This window comes from Streptomyces sp. NPDC050704, from assembly GCF_040654355.1.
Classification (GTDB): domain Bacteria; phylum Actinomycetota; class Actinomycetes; order Streptomycetales; family Streptomycetaceae; genus Streptomyces.
This window is the reverse complement of the sequence record NZ_JBFAHW010000072.1, coordinates 1-15124: the sequence shown is the minus strand read 5'-3', so window position 1 is coordinate 15124 and position 15124 is coordinate 1. Positions and strand designations below refer to the sequence as shown.

Sequence of the window (15124 nt, the reverse complement as noted above, 5' to 3'; positions counted from 1 at the left end):
GTGGCACGGGCTGCGCGGACGGTGGCGGGGTCGGTTGGCGGGGGTGGGGCGGGCGCGCGGGGTGGCGGGCGCGCGGGGTCGGCAACCGCCCAGGCTGGCAGGCACCCGGGTTGGCGACCGCCCGAGTGCGGCGGACGCGCGGGTGCAGTGGGCGCGCTGGTCGGCGACCGCCCGGGTCGGCAGGCACCCGAGTTAGCAGGCACCCGGGTGCGGCGGACGCGCTGGTCGGCGACCGCCCGGGTCGGTAGGCGCGCGGGTCTGCGGGCAACTGGGTTGGCAGGCGCCCGGGGGCGGCGACCGCTCGGGGGCGGCGGACGCCCGGGCCAGTGGCCGCGCGGGTCGGTGACCTCCCAGGCTGGCGGGCCCGCCGTGGCGCCGGCCTTGCGGGCGGCCGGAGTTCGGGCCTGTGGTGGGGGTTTTGGTGGGTGGGGCTTGGCTAATCTGCACGGGTGACCATCGACCTGACTCTGCTGCCGCGTGTCGCCTATCGCGGGCAGGAGGTCACCGCGCCCCGGCTCCGCGGCCTACTCGCGCTGCTCGCGGGCGACCTGCGTACGGGCTGCGGCATCGAGCGGCTGGTGGCAGGGCTGTGGCTGCCGGACGAGTTGCCGGAGCGGCCGGGAAAGGCCGTGCAGGTCCTCGTGTCCAGGGCGCGGGCGCAGCTGGGCACCGACGTCGTCGTCAGCACGCCGACCGGGTACCGGCTCACCCTCGCCGAGGACCAGGTCGACACCTCCGCCCTGCTGCTGCACGCCGCCACGAGCGCGGACCGGGCCAGGGCCGGCGACCACGCGGGATCGCTGGCCGCGGCGGAGGCCGGGCTCGCGCTGTGGGAGGGGGCCGCGGAAGGAGGCGGCGGCGACAGCGACGACCCCGTCGCCGCGCTGCGCGCCGAACGCGCCCCCGTCCGCGGCACGCTCGTCCGCGCCCGGGCACTCGCGCTCGCCCGCCTTGGACGGCACGCGGAGGCGGCCGGGCCGCTGGCCGTGGCCGCCGCGGAGCATCCGCGCGACGAGGAGCTGCTCGCCGAGCTGCTGCGCGGCGAGGCGGCGACGGCGGGCCCGTCCGCCGCGCTGACCCGGTACGAGGCGTACCGCCGCGAGCTGCGCGACACGCTCGGCACGGATCCGGGCGCCGGGCTCAAGGCCGTACAGCGGGAGCTGCTGCGCGGCGAGGCGCCCGTGGCCAGGCACGGCGTGCCGCACGAGCCGAATCCGCTGCTCGGCAGGGACGAGGACATCGCGGCGGTGCAGCGGCTGCTGCGCGCCTCCCGCGCCGTCACCGTCGGCGGCCCCGGCGGCCTCGGCAAGACCCGGCTCGCGTACGCCGTCAGCCGCCGCGCCGAGCAGCGCCTGGTGTATTTCGTACCGCTCGCCGGCGTCACCGCGGACGCGGACGTGGCCGCGGAGGTGGCCGCCGCGCTCGGCGCGGGCGAGGGACGGCCCGGCGCCATGAGCGGCAACACCCTGGGCGACCCGGTGTCCGGCATCCTCGGCGTGCTCGGCTCCGGGCCCGCACTGCTGGTCCTCGACAACTGCGAGCAGGTCGTCCGGGGCGCCGCCGACCTCGTACAGGCCCTGGTCTCGTCCTCGAAGGACCTGCGGGTGCTCGCCACCAGCCGGGCCCCGCTCGGCCTCACCTCGGAGGCGGTGTACGCGCTGCCGGAACTCGGGCTCGACACCTCGGTCGAACTGTTCACGCAGCGGGCCCGGGCCGCCCGGCCCGGTGTGGAGCTGCCGCCGGACGCGGTGGCCGGGCTGTGCCGCCACCTCGACGGGCTGCCGCTCGCCGTGGAGCTGGCCGCGGCGCGCGTACGGGTGCTGTCGGTGCCGGAGATAGCGCGCCGCCTCGGCGACCGGTTCGCGCTGCTGCGCGGCGGGGCACGGGACGCCCCGGAACGCCACCGCACGCTGCACGCGGTCGTGGACTGGAGCTGGAACCTCCTCGACGACGAGGCCAGGGCAGCCATGCGCACGCTGTCCCTCTTCCCCGGCGGCTTCTCCGGTGAAGCGGCGGAACAAGTGATGGGCGAGGACGCGCTGTTCCTGCTGGAGCAGCTGGCCGATCAGTCACTGCTCACCGTCGCCGAGACCCCGGCCGGTGTGCGGTTCAGGATGCTGGAGACCGTACGGGCGTTCAGTGCGGCCCGTCGCGCGGAGGCGGGCGAGGAGGACGCGGCCATCGGCCGGTTCCTCGCCTGGGCACGGGACTTCGGGGTCGCGTACCACGACTGGCTCTTCCGCTCGGAACCGTTGAGTGACCTGGAGCGGATCAGGGCCGAGCAGGACAACCTCGTACTGGCCCTGCGGCACGCCCTGGCCCGTACGGACGGCCCCGCCATCGCCGCCCTCACCGCCGTCCTCGCCGCCCTGTGGTCCATCGGCTCCAACTACCCCCGCCTCACCGCCCTCGCCGCGGACACCGGACCGCCGCTGTCGCACTACGACCCCGAGCCCGAATACGTCGAAGTAGCCCGCGCCGCCGCGGTGTTGTGCACGACGAGCCTGTTCATGGGCTACGGCCCGGCCGCCGTACGCCAGCTCGTCACCCTCCGGCGGCTGCCCCCGGCCCCACCGGACACACTGATGCGCGCCATCGCGATAGTGCTGAGCGCGGTCCCCGAGATGCTGCCGCCCGACTACGAAGGGCTGCGCGAGCTCTGCGAGAGCGAGCAGCCGCTGCTCGCCGGCATCGCGGAGTGCGTCGCCACCTACGTCTGGGAGTCGGAGCACGACCTCGACCGCGCGCTCGCCTCGGCTCGGCGGATCATCGCCGAACTGGCGCCGGTCGACAACCCGTTCCTGCAGCTCATGGGCCACTCCCGGCTGAGCGAGCTGTACTTGCAGACGGAGCGGGGCGAGGCCGCGTACGAACATCTCAGGGCGGCGCTCCAGACGCTGCCGCGGGTCGGCGACGAGCACGACCTCATCGGCATCCGCTGGGGCCTCGTCCTCGCCTGTCTGCACCGCGGCGACCCCGACGAGGCCGAGTACTGGCTGCGGGAGGCGGAGAGCGCCGACACCTCGAAGCAGGAGGCCTACGGTATGGACCTCCTCGGGCGCGCCGAGATCGCGCTCGCCCGCGGACTGACGGAGGTCGGGCTCGGCCTGTGGCGCAGCGCCGTGCAGCCGCTGCCCGAAGTCGACTCGGCACACGGCGACGACCCCTTCTTCGACCGGTGGGTGCTGCAGACCCTGTCGGTGGCAGTGACGGCGCACGCGCACGCCGGCCGTCTCGAACTGGTCGCGCAGCCGGTCGACCGGCTGCGGCAGGGGCTGCGGACCCTGCTCTCCGACCCGTCCGGCTCGCACATGGAGTTGTCCGTGTTCGGGACCGCGCTGCACGCGCTCGGCATGGCGGGGCTCGCCTCCGGCGACGACGCCTCGGCCACCGTACGGATGATCGCGCTGGCCGACCGGCTGCGGGTGCTGCGCGATTTCCAGCCGACGATGTCGTCGGACCGCGCCCGGAAGGCGGTCGAGGCCGCCGGGAACACGGCCAGGGCGGCGTACGCCGACGCGGTGTCGGAGTACGCCGCCCTGGGACGGGACGAGTTGCGGGAGGCCGCCCGGGCTGTCATGGCGGTTACCGCTACTTCGGGTCGCGGTTGAACAGCGACGTCGACCAGCGGTAGCCGAGCACGGTCAGGCCGACGCACCAGGCGATCGCGATCCACCCGTTGTTGCCGATCTCGGTGCCGAGCAGCAGGCCGCGCAGGGTCTCGATGGCCGGCGTGAACGGCTGGTACTCGGCGACCGGCTGGAACCAGCCCGGGATCGCGTCGATGGGGACGAAGGCGGACGAGATGAGCGGGAGGAGGATCAGCGGCGTCGCCATGTTGCTGGCCGCCTCGGGGTTCGGGCTGGCCATGCCCATCCCGACCGCGATCCAGGTGAGCGCCAGGGTGAACAGCGTGAGCAGTCCGAACGCCGCCAGCCACTCCAGGGCGGTCGCGTCGGTGGACCGGAAGCCGATGGCGACGGCGACGGCACCGACGAGGACCAGGCTGGCCAGCACCTGCAGCACGCTGCCGACGACGTGCCCGACGAGCACGGAACCGCGGTAGACCGCCATCGTACGGAAGCGGGCGATGAGGCCCTCGGTCATGTCCATGGAGACGGACACCGCGGCCCCGATCACGGTGGAGCCGATGGTCATGATCAGGAGGCCCGGGACGAGATAGGCGATGTAGTCGGAGCGGTCCGCGCCGCCGCCACCGATGCCCTCGCTCATCACGCCGCCGAAGACGTAGACGAAGAGCAGCAGCAGCATGATCGGCGTGAGCAGCAGGTTCAGGGTCAGGGACGGGTAGCGCCGTACGTGCAGCAGGTTGCGGCGCAGCATCGTGTTCGAGTCGCGTACGGCGAGGGAGATCCGGGACGGGCGGGCGGGAGCCAGGGGGGTGCTCATCGGACGGTCTCCTTGGTCTGGTTGGCCTGGTTGGTCTTGGGCCGGTTGGTCTTGGGCCGGTCGGTGCCGCTGGTCAGGGCGAAGAACACGTCGTCGAGGTCGGGGGTGTGCACGGTCAGCTCGTCCGCCTCGATGCCGGCCGAGTCCAGCCAGTCGAGGATGGCCCGCAGTTCGCGCTGGCTGCCGTCGCTGGCGATGCTCAGGGACAGCGACTCGTCGTCGCGGGTGACTTCGCGCAGCGCGACGGCGGCCGACTGGTACGCGACCGGGTCGGCGAACCGCAGCCGCACGTGCCCGCCCGGGACGAGCCTCTTCAGCTCGTCGGCACTGCCCTCGGCGGCGATCCTGCCGTCGTTGAGCACCGCGATGCGGTCGGCGAGTTCGTCGGCCTCCTCCAGGTACTGGGTGGTGAGGAAGACGGTGACGCCGTCGGAGACCAGCTCGCGGATGATCCCCCACATGTTGTGGCGGCTGCGCGGGTCGAGCCCGGTGGTCGGCTCGTCGAGGAAGATGATCCGCGGATCGCCGACCAGCGTCATGGCGATGTCGAGGCGGCGCTTCATACCTCCGGAGTAGGTGGAGACGGGCTTCTTCGCGGCCTCCACCAGGTCGAAGCGTTCGAGCAGTTCGGCGGCGACCCGCCGGCCCTCCCGCTTGGGCAGGTGGTTCAGGTCCGCCATGAGGAGCATGTTCTCCTCGCCGGTGATCAGGCCGTCGACGGCGGAGAACTGCCCGGTGACGCCGATCGCGGCCCGCACGGCGTGCGGGTCGGTGGCCAGATCGTGGCCGCCGACGTGCAGTTCACCGGCGTCGGCCGTGATGAGCGTGGAGAGGATCTTGACGGCGGTGGTCTTGCCGGCGCCGTTCGGCCCGAGCAGGGAGAAGACCGTGCCGGCCGGCACCGCCAGGTCGATGCCGTCGAGGACCGTCTTGTCCCCGTAGGCCTTGCGCAGCCCCTTGGCCACGATGGCGGGAGAGTGCTGTGTCGGAGTCGGAGTCGGAGTGGCTGGTGTCGGTGTCGTCATGCCCCAGAGGTTGCGGCAGGGCGCATTCAACGCGGTTTCAGGATGCTTTCAGCGCTCTGAAACCGGGGTTCCCGCGGACGGCTGCAGTTGCGCCGGCCCGGAGCACGTACTGACAGCGCAGGCCGATGACCTGGGCTTCCCGCACGAACGAGCCCCGTCCAGGTTCGGACGGGGCTCGTCAGCAGCTGGTTCCGGCGAGTTCTAGAGCCCGCCCTCCGACATCCCGTGAACCGCCGGGACCGTACCCAGGCGCCCCTTCTGGAAGTCCTCGAAGGCCTGCTGAAGCTCTGCCTTGGTGTTCATCACGAACGGCCCGTAGTGGGCCATCGGCTCGCGGATCGGCTGCCCGCCCAGGATGGCGACCTCCAGGTCCGGAGTGTTGGAGTCCTGCCGCTCGTCCGCGCGGACGGTCAGCGAGGAGCCCGCGCCGAAGACGGCCGTCTGCCCCATGTGCACGGGCTTGCGCTCCGCGCCGACGCTGCCGCGCCCGGCCAGCACGTACGCGAGCCCGTTGAAGTCCTCGCGCCACGGCAGCGTGATCTCGGCGCCGGGCGCCACGGTCGCGTGGATCATGGTGATCGGCGTGTGCGTGATGCCGGGGCCCTCGTGGCCGTCCAGCTCACCGGCGATGACCCGCAGCAGCGCGCCGCCGTCGGGGGTGGTGAGCAGCTGGACCTGGCCGCCGCGGATGTCCTGGTAGCGCGGCGCCATCATCTTGTCCCTGGCCGGCAGGTTCACCCACAGCTGGAGCCCGTGGAAGAGCCCGCCGGACACGACGAGCGACTCCGGCGGAGCCTCGATGTGCAGCAGGCCCGAGCCCGCCGTCATCCACTGCGTGTCGCCGTTGGTGATCGTGCCGCCACCGCCCTGGCTGTCCTGGTGGTCGAAGATGCCGTCGATGATGTACGTCACGGTCTCGAAGCCGCGGTGGGGGTGCCAGGGGGTGCCCTTGGGCTCCCCCGGCGCGTACTCCACCTCGCCCATCTGATCCATCATGATGAACGGGTCGAGATACTTGTAGTTGATCCCGGCGAACGCGCGGCGGACCGGGAAACCCTCACCCTCGAAACCGCTCGGCGCGTCGGTCACGGCGAGCACGGGGCGGGCGACGGCCTCGGCCGACGCCGTCACACGGGGCAGGGTCAGCGGGTTCTCGACGGTCACTGCAGGCATGTCGGTACCTCCTTTGTGCTCCGAGTTTAGTTGAATCTAGAACTTCTTGCCACCCGGAACACAGAACGCCCGGAGGACATTCCCTCCGGGCGCGCGACCTGTCTCGCGGGGTCGTCAGCCATACATGCGGCGCATCGCGAAATCGACCATCTGTTCGACCGCCTTCGCGTCGAAGACGATGCGGTGCTCACCCTCCATGTCGAGCACGAAGCCGTAGCCGGTGGGGAGCAGGTCGATCACCTCCGCGCCGGTGATCACGAAGTACTTGGACTCCTTGCCGGCGTACCGGCGCAGCTCCTTGAGCGAGGTGAACATCGGGATCACGGGCTGCTGCGTGTTGTGCAGCGCCAGGAAGCCGGGGTTGTCACCGCGCGGGCAGTAGACCTTGGAGGTGGCGAAGACCTGCTGGAAGTCCTCGGGGGTCAGCGACCCCGTGGTGAACGCGCGCACCGCGTCCGCCAGGGACGGCGGCGAGGGCTCGGGATAGAGCGGCTGCTGGCCGTATCCGCCGACACCGCCGGGCATCTGCTGCTGCGGCGGCGGCTGGGGCTGCGCGTACTGCTGCCCCGGTCCCGCGTTCTGGTCATAGCCGTACATGGGGGCAAGGGTACCGACGGGGCGGGACGGCCGGGTGCCGCATCGGCTTATGCGGGGAGCGGGATCCGGCCCGGGAGGGACCGGGCCCGTCGTCGATTTCACCGAAGGTTTCGTCGAACAGGTGGCGGAGTCGGTCGACGGCGTCCGAATGTAGACCCTGCTCACATTTGGGCGCCCAGGGGTTGATTCTTATTACCGACGGGTAGCATCATCATGGCTACTGGTTGGTACGCGAACCAGATGCGCACCAGACACGAACCCGGTACGAGGAATCACCACCTCCCCGACCCTTTAACGGAGCCGTCGCCATGGGGCACTACAAGTCGAATCTCCGCGACATCGAGTTCAACCTCTTCGAGGTGCTCGGGCGCGACAAGCTGTACGGCACCGGCCCGTTCGCGGAGATGGACACGGAGACCGCCAAGAGCATCCTCGAAGAGATGACCCGGCTCGCGGAGAACGAGCTTGCGGAGTCCTTCGCGGACGCCGACCGCAACCCGCCGGTCTTCGACCCGGAGACCAACACCGCTCCGGTACCGGCGTCGTTCAAGAAGAGCTTCCAGACCTTCATGGACGCCGAGTACTGGCGTCTCGGCCTGCCCGAGGAGATCGGCGGCACCACCGCCCCCCGCTCCCTGATCTGGGCGTACGCGGAGCTGCTGCTCGGCGCGAACCCGGCGATCTGGATGTACTCGTCGGGACCGGCCTTCGCGGGCGTCCTCTTCGAGGAGGGCAACGAGGTCCAGAAGCGCATCGCGAAGATCGCCGTGGACAAGCAGTGGGGCTCCACCATGGTGCTCACCGAGCCGGACGCCGGTTCGGACGTGGGCGCGGGCCGTACCAAGGCGGTCCGGCAGGAGGACGGCTCCTGGCACATCGAGGGCGTGAAGCGGTTCATCACGTCCGGTGAGCACGACATGTCGGAGAACATCCTCCACTACGTGCTCGCCCGCCCCGAGGGCGCCGGACCCGGCACCAAGGGCCTGTCCCTCTTCCTCGTACCGAAGCACGAGTTCGACTTCGAGACCGGCGAGCTGGGCGAGCGCAACGGCGTGTACGCCACGAACGTCGAGCACAAGATGGGCCTGAAGGCCTCCAACACCTGCGAGCTGACGTTCGGCGACCGCCACCCCGCCAAGGGCTGGCTGATCGGCGACAAGCACGACGGCATCCGCCAGATGTTCCGCGTCATCGAGTTCGCCCGCATGATGGTCGGCACGAAGGCGATCTCCACGCTGTCGACGGGCTACCTGAACGCGCTGGAGTACGCCAAGGAGCGCGTCCAGGGCCCCGACCTCGCGCAGTTCATGGACAAGACCGCGCCCAAGGTCACCATCACGCACCACCCGGACGTGCGCCGCTCGCTGATGACGCAGAAGGCGTACGCGGAGGGCATGCGCGCCCTCGTGCTGTACACCGCGGCGCTGCAGGACGACATCCAGGTCCAGGAGGCCGCGGGCGAGGACACCGCCGCTCTCGAGGCCCTCAACGACCTGCTGCTGCCGATCGTGAAGGGCTACGGCTCGGAGAAGGGCTACGAGCAGCTCGCCCAGTCGCTGCAGACCTTCGGCGGCTCTGGCTTCCTGCAGGAGTACCCGGTCGAGCAGTACATCCGCGACGCCAAGATCGACACCCTGTACGAGGGCACGACCGCGATCCAGAGCCAGGACTTCTTCTTCCGGAAGATCGTCCGCAACCAGGGTGCGGCGCTGAACGCGCTGGCCGAGGACATCAAGAAGTTCCTGGCGCTCGGCACCGGCGGCGAGGAGCTGGCCGGCGCCCGCGAGCACCTCGCCGAGGCGGCCGTCGAGCTGGAGGCCATCGTCGGTCTCATGCTCACCGACCTCGCGGCGACCGAGCAGGACGTCAAGAACATCTACAAGGTCGGCCTCAACACGACCCGCCTGCTGATGGCGTCGGGTGACGTGATCGTCGGCTACCTGCTCCTGAAGGGTGCCGCCGTCGCGGCCGAGAAGCTGGAGACGGCCCCGGCCAAGGACAAGCAGTTCTACACCGGCAAGATCGCGGCGGCGAAGTTCTTCGCGGCGAACGTCCTGCCGGGTGTCGCCGGTGCGCGCAAGCTCGCCGAGGGTGTGGAGCTGGACCTGATGGAGCTGGACGAGGCCGCCTTCTAGCCATCGCCCGAGGGGCTCGGATCCGTCGCTTCGCCGGTTCGCGGCGGATTTTCCCCACCCGCTCACCCTTTGTCCGCACCCCTTACGAGGGCCCGTTCCCATCCCCGGGAACGGGCCCTCGTACGTCGTTAAGGTGAACCCATGCGCACACCCCCACGCTTCGATCGCGGCCACACCGACGACCTCATGTCCTTCCTGGCGGCGAGCCCGTCCCCGTACCACGCGGTGGCGAACGCGGCCGAGCGGCTGGAGAAGGCGGGCTTCCGGCAGGTCGCGGAGACGGACGCGTGGGACGGGACGAGCGGCGGCAAGTACGTGCTGCGCGGCGGCGCGATCGTGGCCTGGTACGTGCCGGAGAGCGCCGAGCCGCACACGGCCTTCCGGATCGTCGGGGCGCACACCGACTCCCCCAACCTGCGGGTGAAGCCGCGGCCCGACAGCGGCGCGCACGGCTGGCGGCAGGTCGCGGTCGAGGTCTACGGCGGCCCGCTGCTCAACTCCTGGCTCGACCGGGACCTCGGCCTCGCCGGGCGGCTGTCGCTCCGGGACGGCTCGACGCGGCTGGTGAACATCGACCGGCCGCTGCTGCGCGTCCCCCAACTCGCCATCCACCTGGACCGTTCCGTCACCTCCGAAGGCCTCAAGCTCGACAAGCAGCGGCATCTGCAGCCCATCTGGGGTCTCGGCGACGACGTGCTCGACGGCGACCTGATCCGCTTCCTGGAGCAGGAGTCGGGGCTTGCCGAGGGCGAGTCCACCGGCTGGGACCTGATGGTGCACTCCATCGAACCGCCCGCCTACCTGGGCCGCGACCAGGAGTTGCTCGCGGGCCCGCGCATGGACAACCTGCTGTCCGTGCACGCCGGCACGGCGGCGCTGGCGGCCGTGGCGACCGCCGAGAGCACAGAGGGCACAGAGGGCACAGAGGGCACAGAACTCCCGTACATCCCGGTCCTCGCGGCGTTCGACCACGAGGAGAACGGTTCGCAGTCGGACACCGGCGCGGACGGCCCGCTGCTCGGCAGCGTGCTGGAGCGTTCGGTGTTCGCGCGCGGCGGGGCGTACGAGGACAGAGCCCGCGCCTTCGCCGGCACGGTCTGCCTCTCCTCCGACACGGGTCACGCCGTCCACCCGAACTACGCCGAGCGGCACGACCCGACGCACCACCCGCGCGCGGGCGGCGGCCCGATCCTCAAGGTGAACGTCAACAACCGCTACGCGACGGACGGTTCGGGCCGGGCCGTCTTCGCGGCCGCCTGCGAGAAGGCCGGCGTGCCCTTCCAGACCTTCGTCTCCAACAACTCCATGCCCTGCGGCACGACCATCGGCCCCATCACCGCGGCCCGCCACGGCATCAAGACGGTCGACATCGGCGTGGCCATCCTGTCGATGCACAGCGCGCGCGAACTGTGCGGCGCGGCCGACCCGTTCCTGCTGGCGAACGCGCTGGTGGCGTTCCTGGAGGGCTAACCCTGTCGCCTGCATGGCCAGGATGGCGTCGGGTACTCGGGGTTGGCCCGGAACGACACTGTGCTGGTTTACAGGAGGCGACACCCATGGGCCTGGGCGGGTGCATCATTCTGATCGCCACCGGGGCGATCCTCACGTTCGCGACCGACTGGGACATGCAGGGGGTCAACCTCGACCTGGTCGGCATCATCTTCATGATCGTCGGGCTGATCGGTGTGGCGACGTTCAGCAGCATCGCCAAGCGGCGCCGGGTCGTGGTGCCGCCGCACACACCGGTGATCGACGAGGAACGGCACCACAACAGGGGCGGGTACAGCGACGGTTACGGCGCCTGATCGGCCATGCCGCCCAGACGTGCGGCCAGACGTGCGGCCAGACGTGCGATACGTCCCGTCGGTGACAGGTCAGGGAGAGGTCAGGCCAGCGCGTGGCCGACCGTCGCGTCCACGTGATCCGGTACCTCGTCGTGGCGGTCGCCGACCGAGAAGGTGCCGGTGGGTTCGAAGACGAGGATCTCGGTCGCCCGCGGCGCGTACGGCTTGTGTTCCGTGCCGCGTGGGACGGTGAAGACCGAGCCCTTGGGGAGGACGACCGTGCGTTCGCCCGCCGTCTCCCGCAGGGAGATGTGCAGCTCGCCCGCCAGGACCAGGAAGAACTCGTCGGTGTGGTCGTGGACGTGCCACACGTGCTCGCCCTCGACCTTCGCGACGCGTACGTCGTAGTCGTTGACGGCGGTGACGATGCGCGGGCTCCACCGCTCGGCGAAGGAGGCGAGGGCGGCGGACAGCGAGATGGGATCCATGGGCTCATCGTCGGGCGTGGTGGAACCGCCGCACGAGTGCTAGAAATCGCACATGCCGCAAGAATCCTCTCAGCCCTTTCAACCCTCTCGTCCTTCTCGTCCCTCTCGTCCCTCTCGTCCTCATCGAGTGGCCGTGATCGTCGACGAGGGCACCAACCCGTTCGAGGTCGGCGTGGCCACCGAGCTCTTCGGGCTGCCGCGGCCCGAACTGGGGCTGGAACACCCGCTGTACGAGGTGACGCTGTGCACGCCGACTCCCGAGGTGCGGATGAACCACGGGTTCTTCACCCTGGCCGGGGCGAGCGGCCTGGACGCCGTGGACGACGCCGACACCCTCGTCGTACCCGGCCGTCCGGACAACGTCGTGCCGCGCGGCGGCGCCGTACTCGACGCGATCCGCCGCACGCACGCGCGTGGAGCCCGCGTCCTGAGCTTCTGCACCGGCAGTTTCGCGCTCGCCGAGGCCGGGGTGCTGGACGGGCGGCGGGCCACCACGCACTGGCTGTGGGCCGATTCGTTCCGCGAACTGCATCCGAAGGTCCTGGTGGAGCCCGACGTGCTGTTCGTCGACGAGGGTGACATCCTCACCGCCGCCGGCAGTGCCGCCGCGCTCGACCTCGGGCTGCACCTGTGGCGCCGCGACCACGGCGCCGAGATCGCCAACCATGTCTCCCGCAGGCTCGTCTTCGCCGCCCATCGCGACGGCGGCCAGCGCCAGTTCGTGGAGCGGCCGGTGCCGGAGGTGCCCGACGAGTCGCTGGGGCCGCTGCTGGTGTGGGCGCAGGAGCGGCTGGGGGAGGCGCTGACGGTGGCGGACCTGGCGGCCCGCGCGGCCGTCTCCCCCGCCACGCTCCACCGCCGTTTCCGCGCACAGCTGGGGACCACTCCGCTGGCCTGGCTCACGGGGGAGCGGGTGGCCCTCGCCTGCCGGCTGATCGAGCGCGGGGAGGAGCGGCTCGACGTGGTGGCCGAGAGGAGCGGGCTCGGCACGGCCGCGAACCTACGCGCGCGCGTGCGGCGCGAGACCGGGCTCAGCCCGTCGGCCTACCGGCGGCGTTTCGGACCCGCCACCGGGGAAGCCCTGTCCGTATGAGATTCCTGGTACGCGACCGGCTCCTCGGCATCGGTGACGACTACTGGATCGAGGACGAGCACGGGCGGAAGGTGTTCCTCGTCGACGGCAAGGCTATGCGGCTGCGGGACACCTTCGAGCTGAAGGACCCGCAGGGGCGCGTCCTCATCGACATCCGGCAGAAGATGCTCGCCCTGCGCGACACGATGGTCATCGAGCGGGACGGCGAGCCGCTGGCGACCATCCGGCGCAAACGGCTGTCGTTGCTGCGCAACCACTACCGCGTGGCCCTCACCGACGGCACCGAGCTGGACGTCAGCGGCAAGATCCTCGACCGTGAGTTCGCCGTCGAGTACGACGGGGAACTGCTGGCGCACATCTCACGGCGGTGGCTGCGGCTGCGGGAGACGTACGGGGTCGACGTCGTACGGGAGGACGCGGACCCGGCGCTGCTGATCGCGGTGGCGGTGTGCGTCATCCACCTCGCGGAGAAGGAGCGGGAGGACGACTGACGCCGGGCGGACGACTGACGCCGGAGGAACGACTGACGCCGGGCGGCCTCAACGCCGGGGCGTGTCGAGCCCCAGCAACCGGTCCTTCAGCGCTGGGAACTGTTCCCGTGTCACGCCGACCTTCGCCGGGTCGAACTCCACGGTGAGGACCTCCTCGTCCGAGCCCGCCTCCGCGAGGACCTCGCCCCACGGATCGACCACGATCGAGTGACCGGCCTGCGGAACTCCCGCATGCGTACCGGCCGTTCCACAAGCGAGTACGTACGACTGGTCCTCGACCGCCCGGGCCCGGGCGAGCAGGGTCCAGTGCGAGCGGCGGCGCTCGGGCCAGCCGGCCGGGACGACGAGGGTCTCGGCGCCGGCGTCCACGAGCCCGCGGAAGAGTTCGGGGAAGCGGAGGTCGTAGCAGGTAGCGAGGCCGAGTGTGGTCGACGGCAGTCGTACGGTGACCAGTTCCGAGCCCGCGCCCATCAGCACGGCCTCGCCCTTGTCGAAGCCGAAGCGGTGGATCTTTCGGTAGGTGGCGGCCAGTTCGCCGGCGGGGGAGAAGACGAGGGAGGTGTTGTAGAGGGGCCCGTCCTCCGCGGCGGAGCCGCTGTCGGATGCGGTCCGTTCGGGGATCGAGCCCGCGTGCAGCCACACGCCCGCGTCGCTCGCCGCCTTCGCCATCACCTCGTACGTGGGCCCTTCGAGCGGCTCGGCCTCGGCGCCGAACGACTCGAACGCGAAGGCGCCCGTCGTCCACAGTTCGGGCAGTACGACGAGATCGGCACCGGCCTGTTCGCGTACCAGCGAGGCGACGCGCTGCCTGCGGGCGGCCACCGATTCGCCCTCGGTCACGGCGATCTGGAGGAGAGAGGCGCGCACACTACCACCGTCCTGGCATTCGAGCCGTTGATACGGGCCTACGATCGTCACACGAAAGCACTGCCGGGGTGCCTCGCAGCAGCGTAACTTAGCGTCCCAAGACACCCGCTGCCTGTGCACTGCCCGCGTCCTATCGCCCGAGGGGTCCCGTTCCGTGAGTCTGCATCCGAGCCTTCAGTCCTACGCCGACGCCTGGACCCACTCCATCGACGCGATATCCGAGTTGGTGTCGCCGCTGGTGGAGGGTGAGTGGAACCGGCGAACACCCTGCCCAGGCTGGTCGGTTCGCGACCTGGTCTCGCATGTCATCGGCATGGACAGCGAGATGCTGGGCGACCCGCGGCCGATCCACACCCTCCCCCGCGACCTGTACCACGTGACGAACGAGCACCAGCGGTACATGGAGATGCAGGTCGACGTCCGCCGTCACCACACCGCGCCGGAGATGACCTCCGAGCTGGAGTACACGATCATCCGCCGCAACCGTCAGCTGCGGAACGAGTCGCGGCAGCCCGACACCCTGGTGCGCGGCCCGCTCGGCACCCAGATCACCCTCGAAGAGGCCATGCGCAGCCGGGCGTACGACGTCTGGGTGCACGAGCAGGACCTGCGCACCGCCCTCGGCCGGCCGGGCAACCTCGACTCGCCGGGCGCGTACGTCGCCCGCGACGTGCTGCTCGGCAGGCTCCCGAAGATCGTCGCCAAGGACGCGGGCGCGCCGCCGAACTCGGCGATCGTCTTCGACGTCCACGGGCCCGTCGAGTTCATGCGCACGGTCCGGGTGGACGCCGAGGGCCGCGGTTCGATAGACGGCACCCCCTCACTGGGCCCGGCCGCCACCCTCACCCTCGACTGGGAGACGTACTTCCGGCTGGCCTGCGGCCGCGTGACACCGGAGTCGGTGGCAGACCGCCTCAAGACCGAGGGCGACCCGGAACTGACGGCAGCGATTCTGCGGAACTTCGCGGTCACGCCGTAGTTGCTTGTCTTGCTTTCAGCCCGTCCGGCGTTTGAGGACGAGGCCGTTCAGGCCGAAAAGCGGGGGTCTGGGGGCGCAGCAG

13 protein-coding genes are annotated in these 15124 nt (G+C 70.9%); 7 read left to right on the top strand and 6 right to left on the bottom strand.

The window, feature by feature from the left end; translation table 11 throughout:
- Positions 1 to 449: 449 nt before the first annotated feature.
- Entirely contained in the window at positions 450 to 3611 is a 3162-nt protein-coding gene (locus AB0I18_RS33690; RefSeq protein ID WP_363109457.1) for a BTAD domain-containing putative transcriptional regulator, read from the top strand.
- Here AB0I18_RS33690 and AB0I18_RS33685 read toward each other — a convergent pair.
- The 4 genes from AB0I18_RS33685 to AB0I18_RS33670 form a co-directional block, all read right to left on the bottom strand.
- On the bottom strand, positions 3592 to 4410 hold the full coding sequence (locus tag AB0I18_RS33685) for an ABC transporter permease (protein ID WP_363109456.1): 819 nt from the start codon (positions 4408 to 4410) through the stop codon (positions 3592 to 3594). The two genes, AB0I18_RS33690 and AB0I18_RS33685, sit on opposite strands and share 20 nt — an antisense overlap.
- Positions 4407 to 5435 (bottom strand): ATP-binding cassette domain-containing protein, encoded by a 1029-nt coding sequence (locus AB0I18_RS33680; protein ID WP_363109455.1) that lies wholly within the window; start codon positions 5433 to 5435, stop codon positions 4407 to 4409. Before AB0I18_RS33680 ends, AB0I18_RS33685 begins: the two co-directional genes overlap by 4 nt.
- A 201-nt stretch (positions 5436 to 5636) precedes the next feature.
- Positions 5637 to 6608, bottom strand: coding sequence for a pirin family protein (locus AB0I18_RS33675; protein ID WP_363109454.1), 972 nt, complete (start codon positions 6606 to 6608; stop codon positions 5637 to 5639).
- Between the two features lie 114 nt (positions 6609 to 6722).
- Positions 6723 to 7205, bottom strand: coding sequence for an SseB family protein (locus AB0I18_RS33670; protein ID WP_363109453.1), 483 nt, complete (start codon positions 7203 to 7205; stop codon positions 6723 to 6725).
- 308 nt (positions 7206 to 7513) lie between these two features.
- On the opposite strand from AB0I18_RS33670, the gene AB0I18_RS33665 reads away from it, so the two are divergent.
- The 3 genes from AB0I18_RS33665 (at position 7514) to AB0I18_RS33655 (ending at position 11145) form a co-directional block, all read left to right on the top strand.
- Entirely contained in the window at positions 7514 to 9340 is a 1827-nt protein-coding gene (locus AB0I18_RS33665; RefSeq protein ID WP_363109452.1) for an acyl-CoA dehydrogenase, read from the top strand.
- A gap of 141 nt (positions 9341 to 9481) precedes the next feature.
- Positions 9482 to 10810: a M18 family aminopeptidase gene (locus AB0I18_RS33660; RefSeq protein WP_363109451.1), complete on the top strand. Its 1329-nt coding sequence runs from the start codon at positions 9482 to 9484 to the stop codon at positions 10808 to 10810.
- An 86-nt stretch (positions 10811 to 10896) separates the two neighbouring features.
- Positions 10897 to 11145, top strand: a complete 249-nt coding sequence (locus AB0I18_RS33655; protein WP_363109450.1) for a hypothetical protein — start codon at positions 10897 to 10899, stop codon at positions 11143 to 11145.
- 80 nt (positions 11146 to 11225) lie between these two features.
- On the opposite strand, the gene AB0I18_RS33650 is transcribed toward AB0I18_RS33655, so the two are convergent.
- On the bottom strand, positions 11226 to 11612 hold the full coding sequence (locus AB0I18_RS33650) for a cupin domain-containing protein (RefSeq protein WP_363109449.1): 387 nt from the start codon (positions 11610 to 11612) through the stop codon (positions 11226 to 11228).
- A 52-nt stretch (positions 11613 to 11664) separates the two neighbouring features.
- Between AB0I18_RS33650 and AB0I18_RS33645 the strand changes: the two genes are divergently transcribed.
- Positions 11665 to 12705, top strand: coding sequence for a helix-turn-helix domain-containing protein (locus tag AB0I18_RS33645; protein ID WP_363109448.1), 1041 nt, complete (start codon positions 11665 to 11667; stop codon positions 12703 to 12705).
- A complete protein-coding gene (locus AB0I18_RS33640) occupies positions 12702 to 13196 on the top strand; it encodes an LURP-one-related family protein (protein WP_363109447.1) in 495 nt (164 codons plus the stop codon). The genes AB0I18_RS33645 and AB0I18_RS33640 overlap by 4 nt, the downstream gene beginning before the upstream one ends.
- Before the next feature lie 48 nt (positions 13197 to 13244).
- Here AB0I18_RS33640 and AB0I18_RS33635 read toward each other — a convergent pair whose 3' ends face one another.
- Positions 13245 to 14063: a carbon-nitrogen family hydrolase gene (locus AB0I18_RS33635; RefSeq protein ID WP_363109446.1), complete on the bottom strand. Its 819-nt coding sequence runs from the start codon at positions 14061 to 14063 to the stop codon at positions 13245 to 13247.
- Positions 14064 to 14217: 154 nt separating this feature from the next.
- Between AB0I18_RS33635 and AB0I18_RS33630 the strand changes: the two genes are divergently transcribed.
- Positions 14218 to 15042 (top strand): maleylpyruvate isomerase family mycothiol-dependent enzyme, encoded by an 825-nt coding sequence (locus tag AB0I18_RS33630; protein WP_363109445.1) that lies wholly within the window; start codon positions 14218 to 14220, stop codon positions 15040 to 15042.
- Positions 15043 to 15124 lie beyond the last annotated feature (82 nt).

Bases quoted from the DNA above. Each gene is read 5' to 3' on its own strand.
- AB0I18_RS33640 (WP_363109447.1), top strand. From the start codon at position 12,702: ATGAGATTCCTGGTACGCGACCGGCTCCTCGGCATCGGTGACGACTAC.
- AB0I18_RS33670 (WP_363109453.1), bottom strand. From the start codon at position 7,205: ATGTACGGCTATGACCAGAACGCGGGACCGGGGCAGCAGTACGCGCAG.
- AB0I18_RS33680 (WP_363109455.1), bottom strand. From the start codon at position 5,435: ATGACGACACCGACACCAGCCACTCCGACTCCGACTCCGACACAGCAC.
- AB0I18_RS33655 (WP_363109450.1), top strand. From the start codon at position 10,897: ATGGGCCTGGGCGGGTGCATCATTCTGATCGCCACCGGGGCGATCCTC.
- AB0I18_RS33660 (WP_363109451.1), top strand. From the start codon at position 9,482: ATGCGCACACCCCCACGCTTCGATCGCGGCCACACCGACGACCTCATG.
- AB0I18_RS33685 (WP_363109456.1), bottom strand. From the start codon at position 4,410: ATGAGCACCCCCCTGGCTCCCGCCCGCCCGTCCCGGATCTCCCTCGCC.
- AB0I18_RS33645 (WP_363109448.1), top strand. From the start codon at position 11,665: ATGCCGCAAGAATCCTCTCAGCCCTTTCAACCCTCTCGTCCTTCTCGT.
- AB0I18_RS33650 (WP_363109449.1), bottom strand. From the start codon at position 11,612: ATGGATCCCATCTCGCTGTCCGCCGCCCTCGCCTCCTTCGCCGAGCGG.
- AB0I18_RS33665 (WP_363109452.1), top strand. From the start codon at position 7,514: ATGGGGCACTACAAGTCGAATCTCCGCGACATCGAGTTCAACCTCTTC.
- AB0I18_RS33675 (WP_363109454.1), bottom strand. From the start codon at position 6,608: ATGCCTGCAGTGACCGTCGAGAACCCGCTGACCCTGCCCCGTGTGACG.